The organism is Curtobacterium sp. C1, from assembly GCF_021049325.1.
Lineage (GTDB): Bacteria > Actinomycetota > Actinomycetes > Actinomycetales > Microbacteriaceae > Curtobacterium > Curtobacterium citreum.
The window spans coordinates 3,212,806-3,229,527 of record NZ_CP088076.1; the positions used below are offsets into that span (position 1 = coordinate 3,212,806).

Below are 16,722 nucleotides of genomic sequence, written 5' to 3' on the forward strand. Positions count from 1 at the left end.
CCACGGACGAGGACGGGCCCCGCGTGGTTGCGCGGGGCCCGTCGCCGTGGTCGTCCGGGTTCGTCAGCCGACGAAGGCGCCGGAGTCGTACCCGTAGGGATCGGAGTACGAGTTGCCGAGACCGGCGATGACCACGAGCGCGATGATCCAGAGGATCCAGAAGCCGGTCATCACCCACCCGGCGATGATGCCGGTCAGGGCGAGGGCACGGCCGCCCTCACCGTTCTGCTTGATCTTGCCGAGGGCGATGTGGCCGAGGATCGCGCCGGCGGGGCCGAGCAGGATCGCCATGAAGAACAGCGGGATCGCCCCGAGACCGAACACGATCGAGAGCACCGCGAGGGTGTTCGTCTTCGGGCGCTGCGCGTAGGGCTGGTACCCGGTGGAGGCGTAGGACGCCGCGTACGGGTTCGACTGCGGCTGCTGCTGGGCGTACGGGTTGCTCGGCTGCTGACCGTACTGGCCGCCCTGCTGCTGGCCGTACTGGCCGCCGGACGGCTGCTGGTAGGGGTTCGACTGCTGCTGAGGCTGCTGCTTCGGCTGGGCGTACGGGTTCGACTGCTGCTGGTGCGGTGCCGCGTACGGGTTCGACTGCTGCTGCGGCTGGCCGTACGGGTTCTGCTGCTGGCCGGGTGCCGAGTACGGGTACTGCGGAGCCGACTGGGGCGCGGACTGCGGCGCCTGGGATCCGGACGCGCTCGACGTCGGGTTCGAGGACCCGGTCGAGTTCGACGCGTTCGACGACTCGTCCGGCTTCGGCCACTGGTTCTGATCGGACACCGGTCCACCCCTCTCGGCGCCTGGTCGGTCGACGCCCGACCTGAATCCTCCCACAAGGACCCGCGGCGGGTTCAGCGCCCCGGGCTGCCCGACCCTCCGTCGGACCAGGACGGGCGTCAGACCTGGACGGTCGTCACCGGCAGCGTCGAGTCCGCCGCGAACCCGAGGTCGCTCGGCGCGTGCCCCTCGGCGACGAGCCGCGCCCCGACCGCCGCGATCATCGCGCCGTTGTCGGTGCACAGGTCGAACGGCGGGATGCGCAGGGCGACCCCGGCGGCCGCGCACCGCTCCTCGGCGACGGCCCGCAGCCGCGCGTTCGCGACGACGCCACCGCCGAGCAGCAGTCGGTCGACGCCGGTGTCCCGGCACGCGGCGAGCGCCTTCGTCAGGAGCACGTCGACCACGGCCTCCCGGAAGCTCGCGGCGACGTCGGCGACCGGCACCTCGCGACCCTCGTCGCGGCACTTCTCGACCCAGCGTGCGACGGCGGTCTTCAGCCCGGAGAACGAGAAGTCGTAGCGGTGCGCCGCCATGTCCTTCGGCAGCGTCAGGCCCCGGGGGAACCGGATGGCCGTCGGGTCGCCGTCGGCAGCGGCGCGGTCGATCTGCGGGCCGCCGGGGTACGGCAGCCCGAGGAGCCGTGCCACCTTGTCGAACGCCTCGCCCGCGGCGTCGTCGATCGTCTCGCCGAGCAGCTCGACGTCGCCGACCAGGTCGCGGACGAGCAGCAGCGACGTGTGCCCGCCGGAGACCAGGAGCGCGACGGTCGGCAGCTCGATCGCGGAGTCGTCGGCCCGGAGCACGTCCGCGCCGACGTGCCCGACGAGGTGGTTCACGCCGTACAGCGGCTTGCCGGTGGCGACCGCGAGGGCCTTCGCCGCACCGACGCCGACCATGAGGGCACCCGCGAGGCCCGGGCCGGCGGTGACCGCGACGGCGTCGAGCTCGTCGAGCGTGACGCCCGCGCGCCGGAGCGCCTCGTGCAGGGTCGGGGTCATCGCCTCGAGGTGCGCACGGGCCGCGACCTCCGGGACGACCCCGCCGTACCGGGCGTGCTCCTCCATGCTCGACGCGATGACGTTCGCGAGCAGGGTGGTCCCGCGGACGATGCCCACTCCGGTCTCGTCGCAGCTCGTCTCGATGCCGAGCACCAGGGGACCCGACCCCGGTGCAGTGTCGTCATCCGTGGCGCAGCTCGTCTCGATGCCGAGCACCAGGGGTTCAGTCGCGCTCACCGAGGGTCTCCTGTCCGATGGGTCCGATGCCGGTCGATGCGGTCGTCGCCGGGCGCTGCGGGAGCGTCGCCCGCATCACCCACGCGTCGACGCCGTCCGGCTGGTAGTAGCGGGGACGGACGGCGATCTGCTCGAAGCCGGCGGCCGTGTACATCGCCTGTGCCACCGGGTTGTCGGCGCGGACCTCGAGGAAGACCTCGTGGACGTCGCGACGGCGGGCTTCGTCGAGCAGTTCGGTGAAGAGGACCTTGCCGAGGCCCCTCCCCCGGTGCTCGGCCGCGACCGCGATGGTCTGCACGTCCGCGACGGGGTTCCCCGCCAACGACGACAGCCCCGCGTAACCGATGACGGTGGGCGCCCCGCTGTCGGTGGTCTCGAGCACGACGTAGTACCCGTGCGGGGACCACAGCTCGCCGGCCATCTGCGCCGCCGACCAGGCATCGGTCGGGAACGAGGCGTGCTCGAGCCACATCACGTCGTCGAGGTCCTGCGGGACCGCCCGGCGCAACCGCAGCCCGTCGGGCAGCTCGCTCATCGGACCACCCGCTTGGGCGATCCCGGCATCGTCACGTCGGGGTCGCGAAGGTAGAGCGGGGTGTCGTCCGCGAACGGCGCGCCGGACGCGAGCCGGTCCGCGGCGAGTGCCCCGAGCCTCCAGGCCGGGATGGTCGCGACCGTCACGCGGTCCCAGCCCACCGCGTCCGGACGGGAGGCACGGATCGCCTCGTCCAGGTCCGCGGGCTTCGCGAGACCAGGACCCGCGACCCGCGTCCCGGTCTCGTCGTAGGCGCTCCAGTAGACCTCGCGGCGGCGCGCGTCCGTGAGGACGACGAACGGGCCGTCGGCCGACTGGTCGGCGGCCACGGCGTCGTGGCTGACGAGGGGCAGGACGGGGACGCCGCGTGCCGCGGCGAAGGTGCGGGCGGCGGCGATGCCGACGCGGAGGCCCGTGAAGGGGCCGGGCCCCGTGCCGGCGACGACGCCCGTCACGTCGGCGCCGGTGATGCCGGCCTCGGTCAGGACCTCGGCCAGGAAGGGGCCGACCACCTCGGCGTGCCGACGGGAGTCGTCGGTGCTGCGCTCGGCGACCGCGCGCCCGGTGGCGGGGTCGACCACGGCGACGGAGGTACCGGCGGACGTGTCGATGGCGAGGAGCACCCGTCCATCGTAGGCGTCCGACGGCCGGTCACCCGAAGTGCGGACAGCGGGCGTTCTGCCCCTGCACTGGGGCATCCCCGACCGCTCCCAGTCGACGCTCGGAAGCCGACAATCCACCGTGCAGGCCGTTCGGGTCGGTCTGCGCGGTGCGGGCCCAGGGACGGTCCGCGCCCGAGGGAGCAGCACATGCAGCGCACCACCAGGGCGTCCGTCGCGACGGTCCTCCTCACCGCGGTCCTCGTCGCCGCGCCGCTCACGACCGGGTCCGTCGCCCAGGCGGGGACACCGGCGAAGCCGACCGGGACGTTCACGCAGACGTTCCGCGAGGACTTCACCACGCCTGCGGCCGCCAACGGTCCGTTCGCGAAGCGGTACGCGAACGCGTGGCAGCCCTACCCGGACGGGATGGGCGACGGCAAGTACTGGTCCGGCTCGCAGGTCAGCGCGCACGAGGGCGTGCTCGACGTCACGCTCGACGGCAAGCACGGTGCCGCCGGCACCTTCGGGACGCAGCGCGGCGCCTGGGACTACGTCGGTGGGACCTTCACCGTGCGGGCGCGGGCGACGGGTGGCGACGGGAACGGGGCGGCGTTCATCGTCTGGCCGAAGTCGAACGTGTGGGCGGACGGCGAGATGGACTTCCCCGAGGGGAACTTCGACCAGGTCCCCTACGCCTTCCACCACTCGATGACGCCCGGCAAGGAGGCCTCGGCCGTGGCACTCTCGACCAAGGTGTCCTGGCGGAGCTGGCACACGTACTCGGTGCAGTGGATCCCTGGGCGTTCGGTCACCTACTCGGTCGACGGTCGGGTCCTGCAGACCGTCACCCGGGACGTGCCGACCACGCCGCACCGCTTCATGTTCCAGACCGGGAACTGGGGGAAGGCCGGGCACCTGTACATCGACTACGTGTCCATCGCCTCCTGGAAGCCCTGAGCCCGGCTGCGGCGGGCGAGGTCAGAGCGTGACGTCGGCCCAGCGCGGGCCGGTCGCGGTGACGATCACCCGACGCGGCTCGTCGGGGACGTCGTCCGGGTCGAGCGGCTCGTCGGACGCGGCGACGCCGGATGCGCCGGTTCTGCCCGGGCTGCCGGAGGATCCGGCATCGCCACCGGTCGCCCGGACGATCTCGACGTCGAGCACGTCGTCCGATATCCCGTCGACGAACCCACGACCCCACTCGACGACGACGATCGAACCGTCCCAGTCGAGGTCGAGGTCGTCGAGCTCGACCGGGTCGGAGAGCCGGTAGGCGTCGACGTGCACCAGGTCGGGGCCGGCCGTCGTCGGGTGGGTCCTGGCGAGCACGAACGTCGGACTCGACACCTGCCCCCGTGCCCCGAGCGCGGCACCGAGGCCGCGGGTCATCGTGGTCTTCCCGGCACCGAGCGGTCCGGTCAGGACGACGAGGTCCCCCGCGCGCAGCACGCCGGCGAGCCGGGCGCCGAGCGCGGACATCTCGTCGGTCGTCGACACCGTCGTGTCGAGCAGCACCCGGGGCGCGGCGGTCACGCGTGCGTCCCGTGCACCTGGTGGTCGCCGCGGTGGTGGTGGTCGCCGCGGAGCCACGAGCCGACGCGGCCCTCGACCTCGTGGCCGACGTACTCGCGGGGCACGCGGGCGCCGATGCGGCACGTGACCTCCTCGCCGATGGAGTCGACCGCAGCACCGAACTCCAGGACCGTCATCTCACCGTGCTCACCCGTCCCGAAGAGCACGACGGGGTCGCCGACCCGGACCTCGTCGTCGCCGACGTCGACCAGGAACTGGTCCATCGCGACCCGGCCCGCGATCGGGTACCGGCGGCCGCCGATCGACACCTCGACGCGCCCCTGCGCCCGGCGTGGCACACCGTCCGCGTAGCCGACGGGCACGAGCGCGAGGGTCGTCTCACTGGTCGTGCGGTACGTGTAGTCGTAGGAGACCCCGGTGTCGACCGGGACCCGCTTGGTCTTCGCGACCGAGGCCGTCAGGGTCATCACGGGCTCGAGCCCGAGGTCCGCCGCGGAGACGCCGTCGGCCCCGGGCATCCCGAACAGGTTCGCCCCCATCCGGACCATGTCCTTCCGGAACTCCTTGCGTTCGAGGCCGGCGAGTGACGCGGCGACGTGCTCCATCGGGACGTCGAGCCCGAGGTCCTCGGCCTGCTCGACCGCTGCGTCGAACAATGCGACGGCGGCGCTGTCGTCGTCGTCCGAGGACTCGGCGAGGTGCGTGTACGCGGCGACGACCTCGATGCGTCCGGCACGCTGCGCGTCGACCGCCAGCGCGACGAGGTCGGGCCAGGTCTCCGCGGTCGCGCCGTCGCGGTGCAGCCCGGTGTCGACGCCGAGGTGCACGCGCGCGGGGCGCTGGTCGACCGCGTCGACGACCCGCTGCAGTTCGGCGGCGTTCGAGACGCCGAGGTCCACCGCGGAGTCGATCGCGTCGCGGAAGTCGAGTGCCGGGTCGTGCTGCCACGTGAACAGCCGGACGTCCTCGCCGACGCCGATCGCCCGCAGGCGCAGGGCAGCGGGGACCGTGAGCACGCCGATCCACCGGACCCCGGCGTCCACCGCGGCGAGCGCGATCGGCTCGAGACCGTGGCCGTACGCGTCGGCCTTCATGATCGCCATGACCTCGACCGGGTCCATCCACTCCCGGACCAGGTCGAGGTTCGACCGGTAGGCGTCGAGGTCGATCCGGGCCCGGCGCAGCGGCGCGTTCACGTCGTCCTCCGTTCCACGCTGCGGCCCACCCGTGCGGCCACCTCGTAGTTGATGGTGCCGATCGCGTCCGCCCACTCCTCGATCGCGGGGTCGCCGTCGGCCGGGTCGCCCCAGAGCACGACCTCGTCGCCGACCTGCACGTCCGCGTCTCCGACGTCGATGTGCATCGCGTTCATCGCGACCCGTCCGACGACCGGGAACCGCCGGTCGCCGATCCGCACCGAGACGTGTCCGCCGGACGCCCGGTCGAAGCCGTCGGCGTACCCGAGCCCGATCACCGCCAGGCGGGTGTCGTGCTCGGCACGCCAGGTGTAGCCGTAGCTGACGCCCTCGCCCGCACGGACCGGCACCGTGCGGAGCACCGCGGCCGTCACGCGCATCGCGGGCCGGAGCCCGAGGTCGGCGGACGAGCGGTCGGCGAAGGGGCTCAGCCCGTACAGCGCGAGCCCGACCCGTGCGGCGTCCCGTCGGGTCTCCGGCACCGCGATGCTCGCAGCGCTCGCGGCGAGGTGCACGACCTCCGGCACGACGCCGTTCGCGGCGAGACCGTCGAGCGCGCGCTGGAACGCGGCGTCCTGGTCGAGGTCGTCCGCGCGGGACGCGTTCGACAGGTGCGACATGAGGCCCTCGATCCGCGTCCGGCCACCGCCGCGGGCGATCCGACCGGCCGTCGCGAACAGCTCGGCCCACTCGGACTCCACCGCGCCGTTGCGGCTCAGGCCGGTGTCCACGCAGAGGTGCACGACCGGGACCTCGGCGTCGGCGGCCGCGGCGAGCTGGTCGACGCTCGACACCGCGGGCGTGACGTCGTACCGGGCGGCGCGGCGGAAGTCCTCGTCCGGGGCGTGCAGCCACGCGAGGATCCGGACGCCCTCGTCGATGCCGGCCTGTCGGAGCGCGATGCCCTCGTCGAGGTCGGCGACGCCGAGCCACTCCGCGCCGGCGTCCACGAAGGCCCGGGCGGCGTCGACGGCGCCGTGGCCGTAGCCGTTCGCCTTGACGACCGCGATGACGCCGGACGGGGCCACCCGCTCGGCGACCGTCGCGTAGTTGGCGATCAAGGCCTCCCGGTCGACCGTGATGCCGGTGAACGCACTCACACCCTGTCCCCTGCCCCTTCGATGACCACGAACGCCGTGGCGATCCCACCATCGTGCGACAGCGACAGGTGCACGCTCGACACCCCGCGCCGGTCGGCGACGTCCTGCGCCCCGCTCCGGAGCGTCAGCGACGGGTTCCGCTGGTCGTCGGAGACGACCTCGAGGTCCTGCCAGCTGAGCCCGGCGCTCGACCCGAAGGCCTTGATGAGCGCCTCCTTCGCGGCGAACCGGGCCGCGAGCGACGCACTCGGTCGCGGTTCGCCGTCGCGCAGGAGCTCCGACGGGGTGAACAGCCGCGTGCGCATCGCCGGGGTCCGGTCGAGCACCCGCTCGAACCGGTCCAGGTCGACGACGTCCACCCCGATGCCGATGATCATCGTGCGACTACTCGACGGTGACCGACTTCGCGAGGTTGCGCGGCTGGTCGACGTCGAGGCCCTTGGCCGCGGCGAGCTCCATGCCGAACATGTGCAGCGGCGCGACCGCGAGGAGCGGCTCGAACAGCGGCGTCGCGAGCGGGATCCGCAGGACCTCGTCCGCGAAGGGGAGCACGGCGGCGTCGCCTTCCTCGGCGATCGCGATCACCCGGGCGCCGCGGGCGCGGATCTCCTGGATGTTCGAGACGACCTTCGGGTGCAGGGACCGCGGGTCGCGGGGGGACGGCACGATGACGAAGACGATCTGACCGGGCTCGATCAGCGCGATCGGACCGTGCTTGAGCTCACCGGCGGCGAAGCCCTCGGCGTGGATGTACGCGAGCTCCTTGAGCTTCAGCGCACCCTCGAGCGCGATCGGGTAGCCGACGTGCCGACCGAGGAACAGCACGCTGCGGGTGTCCGCCATCCACTTCGCCAGCTCGCTGACCCCGGCGGCGTCGTCGATGGTCTGCTGCAGCTTCGGCGCGAGCCCCTCGAGCTCGGCGACCTGCTCCGCGATCTGCTCGGCCGTCAGCGTGCCGCGCAGGGTCGCCAGGTGCAGCCCGAGCAGGTAGAGCGCGACGCCCTGGGCGATGAACGCCTTCGTCGAGGCCACTGCGACCTCGGGCCCGGCGTGCGTGTAGATCACCGCGTCGGACTCACGCGGGATGGTGGCGCCCTGGGTGTTGCAGATCGACAGGACCTGCGCGCCCTGCTCCCGCGCGTACTTCACGGCCATGAGCGTGTCCATGGTCTCGCCGGACTGGCTGATCGAGACGACGAGGGTGCGCTCGTCGAGGACCGGGTCGCGGTACCGGAACTCGTGGGCGAGCTCGACCTCGACCGGGACGCGGGCCCACTGCTCGATGGCGTACTTGCCGAGGATGCCGGCGTAGGCGGCGGTGCCGCAGGCGATGACGATGACGCGGTCGACGGTGGCCAGGCGGTCCGCGATCGGGTCGAGGTCGGTGAGCGTCACCGCGCCGTCGTGCACGCGGCCGAGGATCGTCTTCGCGACGGCCTCGGGCTCCTCGCTGATCTCCTTCGCCATGAAGGATGACCAGCCGCCCTTGTCGGCGGCCGAGGCGTCCCAGCTGACCTCGAACTCCTCCGGGGCGGCCGGGGTGCCGTCGAAGTGCACGACCTCGACGCCCTCCGGACGGATCGTGGCGATCTCGTCCTGGCCGATCGCGAGGGCACGCTGCGTGTACGCGACGAACGCCGCGACGTCCGAGCCCATGAAGTTCTCGCCGTCGCCCAGCCCCACCACGAGCGGCGAGTTCCGGCGGGCACCGACGACGACGCCGGGCTGGTCGGCGTGCACGACGAGGAGCGTGAACGCACCCTCGAGCCGCTGCACGACCTGCTGCATGGCGGAGGTCAGGTCACCGGTCTCGCGGTACGCCCGGCCGACCAGATGCGCGGCGACCTCGGTGTCGGTCTCGCTCGTGAACGTGACGCCCTCGGCCAGGAGCTCGTCCTTCAGCGGGGCGAAGTTCTCGATGATGCCGTTGTGGATGAGCGCGAGCTTGCCGCCGTCCGCCAGGTGCGGGTGCGCGTTGCCGTCGGTCGGGCCGCCGTGCGTCGCCCAGCGGGTGTGCCCGATGCCCGTGCCGCCGTCCGCGATCGGGTGCTCGGCGAGCTCGTCGACGAGGGCCTGCAGCTTGCCGGCCTTCTTCGCGGAGGCCAGGTCGTGCGACCCGTCGACGACCGCGATCCCGGCCGAGTCGTAGCCGCGGTACTCGAGACGACGGAGACCGCCGAGGAGGACCTCCTGGCTGCTCTTGGTACCGACGTAGCCCACGATTCCACACATGCGACCGATCCTACGGTCTGCCTGGGGAGCAACCCTGCACGCTCGCAGGACTGGGGATACCGTTTGGACCATGGGACGTTTCGACGACATCGCGATCACGACGCTGCACGGTGAGCAGACCACGTTCGGGCAGTTCGCGGACAAGGCCGTGCTCGTGGTGAACGTCGCGTCCCGCTGCGGGCTCGCACCGCAGTACGAACAGCTCGAGGCACTGCAGCGGCAGTACGGGCCGCGCGGCTTCACGGTGCTCGGCTTCCCGAGCAACCAGTTCCTGCAGGAGCTCGGCTCGTCCGAGGCGATCGACGAGTACTGTTCCACGACCTGGGGCGTCACGTTCCCGATGTCCGAGAAGGTCAAGGTGAACGGCAAGGGCGCACACCCGCTCTACCAGGCGCTCAAGGAGACCCCCGACGCGTCCGGCAAGGCCGGCCGGGTCAGCTGGAACTTCGAGAAGTTCCTGGTCGCGCCGGACGGCACGGTCACCCGGTTCCGTCCCACGACGAAGCCGGACGCCCCCGAGGTCGTCGCCGCCATCGAGGCGGCCCTGCCCGCCTGACGGGCTCGGTCCGCCCGACCGGCGCGCGTCCGCCGGACGCGCACCGCCACACCGGACGGGAGGCACGGATCACGCGGGCCGGTCGGCTGACGTGATCCGCGCCTCCCGTCGGTACGCTCGTGCCCATGCCGATCCCGGAAGCCACCGTCGCGCACCCGACCCCGTTCGTGGAGATCCCGCGTGACGAGTGGTCGCAGCTCGCGCCGAAGGAGCACCTGTCGCTCACCGAGACCGAGATCGTGCAGCTGCGCGGCCTCGGGGACCGGCTCGACATCCGCGAGGTGCAGGACGTGTACCTGCCGCTGTCCCGGCTGCTCACGCTCTACGCGGCCGGCGCACGGAACCTGCACGCCGAGACCAGCCGCTTCCTGGGCGAACGCGCCGGACGCACGCCCTTCGTGATCGGGGTCGCGGGGTCCGTCGCGGTCGGCAAGTCCACCGTCGCCCGCCTGCTGCGCGAGCTGACGAAGCGCTGGCCGGACACCCCGCGCGTCGAGCTCGTGACGACGGACGGGTTCCTGTACCCGAACGCCGAGCTCGAGCGCCGCGGGATCATGGACCGCAAGGGCTTCCCGGAGTCGTACGACCGGCGGGCGCTGCTGCGCTTCGTGAGCCAGGTGAAGAGCGGCGCGGCCGAGGTGCGGGCGCCGTACTACTCGCACCTGGTCTACGACATCGTGCCCGACGCCGAGATCGTGGTGCGGCAGCCGGACGTCCTCATCGTCGAGGGGCTGAACGTGCTCGCGCCGCCGGTGCACGGGCGGCTCGCCCTGTCCGACCTGTTCGACTTCACGATCTACGTCGACGCGAAGACCCGGGACATCGAGTCCTGGTACGTCGACCGCTTCCTCGCCCTGCAGGAGCAGGCGTTCTCGAGCCCGGACTCGTTCTTCCACCGGTTCGCCTCGCTGTCCCGCGAGGACGCCGTGCGCACCGCGACCGACGTCTGGCGGGCGATCAACGAGCCGAACCTGCTCGAGAACGTGCTGCCGACCCGCTCCCGGGCGACCCTGGTGCTCCGCAAGGGCGCGAACCACGAGGTGTCGTCGGTGCTGCTCCGCAAGATCTGAACCGCCGGGCGCCCGCTCGCAAGACGCAACGAGGGCGGTTCCTCGCAGCGGACTACCGCTGCGAGGAACCGCCCTCGTGGCGTTTCGCGGAAGCTCTGACGCCCTACGCGGCGTCGAGCGCCAGCCGGTCGGACACGACGGCCGCCAGTTCCTCGGCGACGCGCTGGGCCTCGTCCTGCGAGGCGGCCTCGACCATCACGCGCACGACGGGCTCGGTGCCCGACGGACGCAGCAGCACGCGTCCGGCGTCCCCGAGTGCGGCAGAGGCGGCGGTCACCGCGTCCTGCACCCCCTGGTCGTCGAGCCCGTGGCGGTCGACCCCGCGGACGTTGAGCAGCACCTGCGGGAACACGGTCATGCACGACGCGAGCTCCTGCAGGGTCTTGCCCGTGCGCGCCATCTCCGCGACGAGGTGCAGCCCCGTCAGGACGCCGTCCCCGGTGGTCGCGTGGTCGCTGAAGATGATGTGCCCGGACTGCTCGCCGCCGAGCGAGAACCCGCCCTCGGTCATCTTCTCGAGCACGTAGCGGTCACCCACGCCGGTCTCGAGCACCGTGATGCCTGCGTCCGCCATGGCCCGCTTGAGTCCGAGGTTCGACATGACGGTGGCCACGAGCGTGTCGGAGGCCAGCAGCCCCCGCTCCTGCAGGGACAGCGCGAGGATCGCCATGATCTGGTCGCCGTCGATCGCGTTGCCGGCGGCGTCGACCGCGAGGCACCGGTCGGCGTCGCCGTCGTGCGCGATGCCGACGTCCGCTCCGGCCTCGAGCACCGCGGCGGCGAGGTTGTCGATGTGCGTCGAGCCCACGCCGTCGTTGATGTTCATGCCGTCCGGGTCGGCGCCGATGAGCGTCACCCGGGCACCGGCGTTGACGAACACCTCGGGCGAGACCCCGGCTGCGGCACCGTTCGCGCAGTCGAGCACGACGTGGATGCCGTCGAGCCGGTGCGGAAGCGTGCCGAGCAGGTGCACGACGTAGCGGTCCTCGGCGTCGGCGAAGCGCGTGATCCGGCCGACGTCGCCGCCGGTCGGGGTCGGTGCGGACTGGTCGTGCATGGCCGCCTCGATGCGGTCCTCGACCTCGTCCGGGAGCTTCCGGCCGCCCGTGGCGAAGAACTTGATCCCGTTGTCCGGCGCCGGGTTGTGCGACGCGGAGATCATCACGCCGAAGTCGGCGTCGATGTCGGCGACCAGGAAGGCCGCCGCGGGGGTGGGGATGACCCCGGCGTCGAGCACGTCGACGCCGGCGGAGGCGAGCCCGGCCGCGACCGCGGCACCGAGGAACTCGCCGGAGACGCGCGGGTCGCGCGCCAGGACCGCGCGCGGGCGCGGTCGACCGGACGCCCGGCGGGCGTCCGCATGGTGTCCGTGCGTGAGCACGGCCGCGCTGGCCTGGGCGAGACCCAGAGCCAGCGCGGCCGTCAGCTCGCCGTTGGCGAGTCCACGAACACCGTCGGTACCGAACAGACGCGGCATTGCGATCGGGTTCGCCAGGCGACTAGCGCTTCGAGAACTGCGACGCCTTGCGGGCCTTCTTGAGACCGGCCTTCTTGCGCTCGATGACGCGGGCGTCACGGGTGAGGAAGCCGGCCTTCTTGAGGGTGGCGCGGTTGTTCTCGCGGTCGATCTCGTTCAGCGCACGCGCGATGGCGAGGCGGAGCGCACCGGCCTGGCCCGAGGGGCCACCACCGGTGATGCGGGCGGTGACGTCGTAGGCGCCGAGGAGCTCGAGCACCTTGAACGGGTCGTTGATGAGCTGCTGGTGCAGCTTGTTCGGGAAGTAGTCCTCGAGCGTGCGGCCGTTCACCGTGAAGGTGCCGCCACCGGGGACGAGCCGGACGCGTGCGATGGCCTCCTTGCGGCGCCCGACGGCACCGCCCGAGACGTTGAGGATCTGGCGGGGAGCGGCCTCGGACGCGACGGGCGCGCTCTCGGTCGTGAAGCTCTCCGGGGTCTGGTCGAGGGAGTCAGCGATCTGTGCCATGAGTTGAATCAGTCCTTGAAGTCGTCGTGGCCGGAACTACTGTGCGACCTGGTCGAAGGTGTACGCCTTGGGCTGCTGCGCGGCGTGCGGGTGCTCCGGGCCGGCGTAGACCTTCAGCTTCTTGAGCTGCTCACGGCCGAGGGTGTTCTTCGGCAGCATGCCGCGGATCGCCTTCTCGACGGCGCGGGTCGGGTGCTTCTCGAGCATCTCCGGGTAGGAGGTCGCGGTGAGGCCGCCCGGGTAGCCCGAGTGACGGTAGTAGACCTTCTTCGCGAGCTTGGAGCCGGTGAGGGCGACCTTGTCCGCGTTGATGATGATGACGTGGTCACCCATGTCCATGTGCTGGGCGAAGGTGGCCTTGTGCTTGCCGCGCAGGAGCGCCGCAGCGTGGGTGGCGAGGCGGCCGAGGACGACGTCAGTCGCGTCGATGACGATCCAGTCGTGCTGGACGTCTGCCGGCTTCGGGGAGAACGTACGAGTCACAGGAGTGCTGCTTTCGTGTCGAGGTGAGGAGTCCGTGAATCCCGCTCCGGTGGGTGTTCCTCGTGCGATGCACGCGGAACTGCCCGGTGGAGGGCTCATCTGACTGTCCGGCGCACGGGGCGCACAGACCAAGGAGAGAGCCTACCCGACGCGGCTCACCACGGCAACCACGCGTCGGCCTGGAGGCACGGGGCGGGCCCGCCACGCGCCTCCCGTCCGCCGCTCGGTCGCGTCGTGACCCGCGCTGCCCACCGCATCCGGGGCGGACCCGTGCGCGCCCCCGCGACGGACGACGTCCCCGCTGTCGGTCGACAGCGGGGACGTCCCTGTGGGGCTCGAGCGCGACGTGTCAGGCGGCGCGTGCCGTCCGACGACGGCGAGCGACGAGCACGCCGGTGCCGGCGGCGAGCAGGAGCAGCGCTGCCGCGATCCCGCCGGAGAGCTCCGTGCCGGTGAAGGCGAGTGCGCCCGTGGCGGGGTCGATGCGGATCGGTGTCCAACCGACCAGTGAACCGTCCGCGGCGGTCACGGCGAGGCGGTGCGCCCCGGTCGTGGTGCCGGCCGGCACGGTGACCCGGACGGTGCCGTCGGCGGCGACCACGGGGGTGCCGAGGAGCACGGGTTCGGAGTACAGCCAGACCGAGATGCGCTCACCGGCGCGGGCGGTCCCGACGCCGACCGTGATGGTCTCGCCGGCGCGGGCCGAGGCCGGGCCCGTGACGCCGCCGCGGTTGCCGTCCGTCAGCGAGTCGGCGTCCGGGGCGACGGGCGTTCCGGTGCCGATCCCGCCGCCGCTGCCGGTGCCGTTGCCGCCGCCGTTCCCGTTGCCGGGGGTGCCGCCGTCACCGTCCCCGTCACCGGGCTCGGTGGTGTCGCCGGAGGTCACGTCGAACCCGACCAGGATCGGGTCGTGGTCGCTCGCGCGGTACACGTCGTCGCGGTACAGGTCCGTGACGTTGTAGTCGTAGCGGCTGTACTCGAGGCCCACCGACTCGACCGAGTTGATGTTCCAGATGTCCACGCCCGTGACGTCCTCGAGCGCGGCGGGCGACGCGAGCACGTGGTCGAGCGAGCCGCTCAAGCCGCTGAACACGTAGGAGTACTCCGACGCGTCCGCGGCCGGGCCGAGGTCGGTGTAGCCGGCGTCCCGCAGGACGACCATCGGGTCCTCCTCGCTGTAGGCGTTGAAGTCACCGAGCATGAACACGCGGTCCGTGCCGTACTTCGCCTGCTCCGCGGTCGAGAACGCGGCGAGCGCCGTGGCCTGCCGGACGCGCGACTGGTTCGACGCGCCCTGCCCGTCGCCCTGGTCGGCGTCGGCCCCGGCGCCGGAGCCCTTCGACTTGAAGTGGTTCGCGATCACCAGGAAGTCGTCGTCCGCGGTGCCGCCGACCGGGCGGAACGCGTCGGCGACGGGCTGGCGGGCGTTGACGAAGGCCGGGTCGTCCAGGATCGTCGACTCGCCGACGGGCGCGACGCGGTCCTGCTTGTAGATGAGCGCGAGACGGATGACGTCCTCGCTCGCGGGCACCTTCGCGGGCGACTTCACGTACGCCCAGGTGTCCTGACCGGTCGCGGCGTTCAGCGCGGCGACGAGCGTCGCCACGGCCGCGTCGCGATCCTGCCCGAAGCGGGCCGAGTTCTCGATCTCCTCGAGCGACACCACGTCGGCGCCCAGGCCGTTGATCGCCTTGACGATCTTGACCTGCTGGCGGGCGAGGTCGTCGGCGTTCGCAGCGCCACGGGCGTCGCAGCCGCCGCGGACGGTCACGGGGTCGCCGTCACGGTCGGTGTAGTACGTGCACCCGGTGAGCTGGTCGCCGGTCGTCGGGAAGTAGTTGAGCACGTTGAAGCCGGCGAGCTTGAGGTCGCCGCCGACCTGCTCGGGTGCCGCGGTGCGGACGTTCGAGAACGTCGCCGGCAGGTCCGCTGCGGGGGTTGCGCCCGTGATCGGCGTGGTCGGCTGGAACTTCCACGCGTCGTTCCGGTAGTCGAGCACCACCGGCTTCGTGAAGGTCGTCGCGGCACCGACCGTCACCGGACCCTGGGTGAGCCACGACACCGGCACCGACTGGTTCGCGGCGCTGAGGAAGTTCGTGCTCGCGCCGTCGTCGAGGACCACCTTGCGGGCGGCGTTGTCGGCGGCGACCGCGGCAGCCTCGGCACTGCCCGGACGGGCGACCTCGGTCGGCTGGACGAGCCGCTTCGTCCCGGTGGCGAGCGTGACCTCGCCGTACTGGTTCGTCGTGTAGTTGTCGGCGACGGTGTAGTCACCCTGCGGTGCGACGAGCATGCTCTCGAGCGACTCGCGCTGCGCGTCGGTGCGGGGGAACGTCAGCGTGGCCGGGACCGGCTGCACGACACCGGCTGCGGGGAGCTTCGTGAGGCCGGAGGTCGAGGGCACCTCGAGCTCGGTGAGGCCGTTGTACTCGGCGACCGTGCCGGTGAGGCGCACGGCGTCACCGATCGCGACGCTGCCGACGGTCGACGCGGAGAACACGAAGACGGCGTCCGACGCGGTGTGGGTGGCGAGGTCGAGCGCACCGCCGGTCCCCGCGGTCTGCACCGTGTAGCCGTTCAGACCACCGGTCGCGTAGACGGCGGTGACGACGCCGTCGGTGGTGACGCTCTTGCCGACGAAGGGCGAGGACGCGCCGGTGCCCTGCAGCTGCGCGATGGTGACCTGCTCGGCCGGTGTCGTCGGCGTCCCGGGGTCGGTCGGGGTGCCCGGGTCGGTCGGGGTCGTGCCGCCGCCCTGGCCGCCGGCGTTCCGGGGGGTGATCGTCGCGGTGAGCGAGAAGTCCAGGGCGTTCGCGTCGGTGTCCGCGGCGTCCGTCCGGGTCAGCGCGTCGGGGACGGTGTTGCCCGTGCCCGTGGTCGCGGCAGCCGTCTCGAACGTGTTCGAGGTGCCGTAGCCGAGCACGTCGACGACGCCGGCCGTCCCCGCGGCGACCGTGCCGGCGGGGAGCGCGAGCGGCGTCTGGCCGTCCGAGAGCACGAGCGTGCCGGAGGAGCCCGACGGGTTGAGGCCGGTCACGGCGTCCGCGGTCGGCAGTGCCTGGCCGACGGTGCCGTTCGACCCCATCTGCACGAGGTACGAGCCGTGCGCCGGGACGGAGCCGGACAGCTTGCCGACGTTCGTCGCGGACGGTGCCGCTGTGCTCGTCGCGGAGCGGTACTGCAGCGACCAGCCGTCGACGCTGACGGCCGCGTCGGTGGGGTTCTCGAGCTCGACGAACTTGTTCGTGAAGGGCTGGTTCGCGCTGCCGCCCTTCAGGTACGCCTCGCCGATCACCAGCCCGGTGCCGGCGGGGTTCGCCAGTGCGGTCGAGACGGACACGAGGGGAGCGGCGACGAGCGTCGCCGCCACGGTGGCGCACAACACGGTGCGCCGCAGGGTCTTGGGCATGCTGAC

16 protein-coding genes are annotated in these 16,722 nt (G+C 72.3%); 3 read left to right on the plus strand and 13 right to left on the minus strand.

Going from position 1 to position 16,722, the window contains the following annotated elements; genetic code table 11:
• Positions 1-63 precede the first annotated feature (63 nt).
• From LQK89_RS18070 to tsaB, 4 genes are all read right to left on the minus strand, one after another.
• Complete coding sequence (locus LQK89_RS18070) at positions 64-780, minus strand: DUF4190 domain-containing protein (protein ID WP_269145904.1); 717 nt, start codon at positions 778-780, stop codon at positions 64-66.
• A 116-nt stretch (positions 781-896) separates the two neighbouring features.
• Positions 897-1,985: a tRNA (adenosine(37)-N6)-threonylcarbamoyltransferase complex transferase subunit TsaD gene (gene tsaD / locus LQK89_RS15400; protein ID WP_442874069.1), complete on the minus strand. Its 1,089-nt coding sequence runs from the start codon at positions 1,983-1,985 to the stop codon at positions 897-899.
• A 16-nt stretch (positions 1,986-2,001) separates the two neighbouring features.
• Positions 2,002-2,550 carry a ribosomal protein S18-alanine N-acetyltransferase gene (rimI, locus tag LQK89_RS15405; protein WP_231049624.1) on the minus strand — a complete coding sequence of 183 codons (549 nt, stop codon included), beginning with the start codon at positions 2,548-2,550 and terminating at the stop codon, positions 2,002-2,004.
• Positions 2,547-3,173 (minus strand): tRNA (adenosine(37)-N6)-threonylcarbamoyltransferase complex dimerization subunit type 1 TsaB, encoded by a 627-nt coding sequence (gene tsaB / locus LQK89_RS15410; RefSeq protein WP_231049625.1) that lies wholly within the window; start codon positions 3,171-3,173, stop codon positions 2,547-2,549. The genes rimI and tsaB overlap by 4 nt, the downstream gene beginning before the upstream one ends.
• 186 nt (positions 3,174-3,359) lie before the next feature.
• Between tsaB and LQK89_RS15415 the strand changes: the two genes are divergently transcribed.
• Positions 3,360-4,109, plus strand: a complete 750-nt coding sequence (locus LQK89_RS15415; protein ID WP_231049626.1) for a glycoside hydrolase family 16 protein — start codon at positions 3,360-3,362, stop codon at positions 4,107-4,109.
• Between the two features lie 21 nt (positions 4,110-4,130).
• Here the strand turns inward: LQK89_RS15415 and tsaE are convergent, their stop codons facing one another.
• Genes tsaE through glmS form a run of 5 tightly spaced genes read right to left on the minus strand, consistent with a single transcriptional unit; the run spans position 4,131 to position 9,213 of the window.
• Positions 4,131-4,685 carry a tRNA (adenosine(37)-N6)-threonylcarbamoyltransferase complex ATPase subunit type 1 TsaE gene (gene tsaE, locus LQK89_RS15420; protein WP_231049627.1) on the minus strand — a complete coding sequence of 185 codons (555 nt, stop codon included), beginning with the start codon at positions 4,683-4,685 and terminating at the stop codon, positions 4,131-4,133.
• The gene (gene alr / locus LQK89_RS15425; RefSeq protein WP_231049628.1) at positions 4,682-5,881 is read right to left on the minus strand and encodes an alanine racemase; all 1,200 of its coding nucleotides are present in this window, start codon (positions 5,879-5,881) and stop codon (positions 4,682-4,684) included. The genes tsaE and alr (LQK89_RS15425) overlap by 4 nt, the downstream gene beginning before the upstream one ends.
• Positions 5,878-6,981 (minus strand): alanine racemase, encoded by a 1,104-nt coding sequence (gene alr / locus LQK89_RS15430; protein WP_231049629.1) that lies wholly within the window; start codon positions 6,979-6,981, stop codon positions 5,878-5,880. The genes alr (LQK89_RS15425) and alr (LQK89_RS15430) overlap by 4 nt, the downstream gene beginning before the upstream one ends.
• Positions 6,978-7,358, minus strand: coding sequence for a holo-ACP synthase (locus LQK89_RS15435; RefSeq protein WP_058743050.1), 381 nt, complete (start codon positions 7,356-7,358; stop codon positions 6,978-6,980). The genes alr (LQK89_RS15430) and LQK89_RS15435 overlap by 4 nt, the downstream gene beginning before the upstream one ends.
• A gap of 7 nt (positions 7,359-7,365) precedes the next feature.
• Positions 7,366-9,213 (minus strand): glutamine--fructose-6-phosphate transaminase (isomerizing), encoded by a 1,848-nt coding sequence (glmS, locus tag LQK89_RS15440; protein ID WP_231049630.1) that lies wholly within the window; start codon positions 9,211-9,213, stop codon positions 7,366-7,368.
• A 70-nt stretch (positions 9,214-9,283) separates the two neighbouring features.
• On the opposite strand from glmS, the gene LQK89_RS15445 reads away from it, so the two are divergent.
• Both LQK89_RS15445 and coaA read left to right on the plus strand, forming a co-directional pair.
• A complete protein-coding gene (locus LQK89_RS15445; protein ID WP_058743048.1) occupies positions 9,284-9,769 on the plus strand; it encodes a glutathione peroxidase in 486 nt (161 codons plus the stop codon).
• Positions 9,770-9,894: 125 nt separating this feature from the next.
• The gene (gene coaA / locus LQK89_RS15450; RefSeq protein WP_114849366.1) at positions 9,895-10,839 is read left to right on the plus strand and encodes a type I pantothenate kinase; all 945 of its coding nucleotides are present in this window, start codon (positions 9,895-9,897) and stop codon (positions 10,837-10,839) included.
• 103 nt (positions 10,840-10,942) lie between these two features.
• Here the strand turns inward: coaA and glmM are convergent, their stop codons facing one another.
• From glmM to LQK89_RS15470, 4 genes are all read right to left on the minus strand, one after another.
• Entirely contained in the window at positions 10,943-12,316 is a 1,374-nt protein-coding gene (gene glmM, locus LQK89_RS15455) for a phosphoglucosamine mutase (RefSeq protein WP_174777349.1), read from the minus strand.
• A gap of 22 nt (positions 12,317-12,338) precedes the next feature.
• On the minus strand, positions 12,339-12,824 hold the full coding sequence (gene rpsI / locus LQK89_RS15460; RefSeq protein WP_058743227.1) for a 30S ribosomal protein S9: 486 nt from the start codon (positions 12,822-12,824) through the stop codon (positions 12,339-12,341).
• Between the two features lie 36 nt (positions 12,825-12,860).
• A complete protein-coding gene (gene rplM, locus LQK89_RS15465; RefSeq protein WP_058743226.1) occupies positions 12,861-13,307 on the minus strand; it encodes a 50S ribosomal protein L13 in 447 nt (148 codons plus the stop codon).
• A 349-nt stretch (positions 13,308-13,656) separates the two neighbouring features.
• A complete protein-coding gene (locus LQK89_RS15470; RefSeq protein ID WP_231049631.1) occupies positions 13,657-16,716 on the minus strand; it encodes an ExeM/NucH family extracellular endonuclease in 3,060 nt (1,019 codons plus the stop codon).
• Positions 16,717-16,722 lie beyond the last annotated feature (6 nt).

Bases quoted from the DNA above. Each gene is read 5' to 3' on its own strand.
- rimI (WP_231049624.1), bottom strand. From the start codon at position 2,550: ATGAGCGAGCTGCCCGACGGGCTGCGGTTGCGCCGGGCGGTCCCGCAG.
- LQK89_RS15415 (WP_231049626.1), top strand. From the start codon at position 3,360: ATGCAGCGCACCACCAGGGCGTCCGTCGCGACGGTCCTCCTCACCGCG.
- LQK89_RS15435 (WP_058743050.1), bottom strand. From the start codon at position 7,358: ATGATCATCGGCATCGGGGTGGACGTCGTCGACCTGGACCGGTTCGAG.
- glmS (WP_231049630.1), bottom strand. From the start codon at position 9,213: ATGTGTGGAATCGTGGGCTACGTCGGTACCAAGAGCAGCCAGGAGGTC.
- LQK89_RS15445 (WP_058743048.1), top strand. From the start codon at position 9,284: ATGGGACGTTTCGACGACATCGCGATCACGACGCTGCACGGTGAGCAG.
- coaA (WP_114849366.1), top strand. From the start codon at position 9,895: ATGCCGATCCCGGAAGCCACCGTCGCGCACCCGACCCCGTTCGTGGAG.
- glmM (WP_174777349.1), bottom strand. From the start codon at position 12,316: ATGCCGCGTCTGTTCGGTACCGACGGTGTTCGTGGACTCGCCAACGGC.
- rpsI (WP_058743227.1), bottom strand. From the start codon at position 12,824: ATGGCACAGATCGCTGACTCCCTCGACCAGACCCCGGAGAGCTTCACG.
- LQK89_RS15470 (WP_231049631.1), bottom strand. From the start codon at position 16,716: ATGCCCAAGACCCTGCGGCGCACCGTGTTGTGCGCCACCGTGGCGGCG.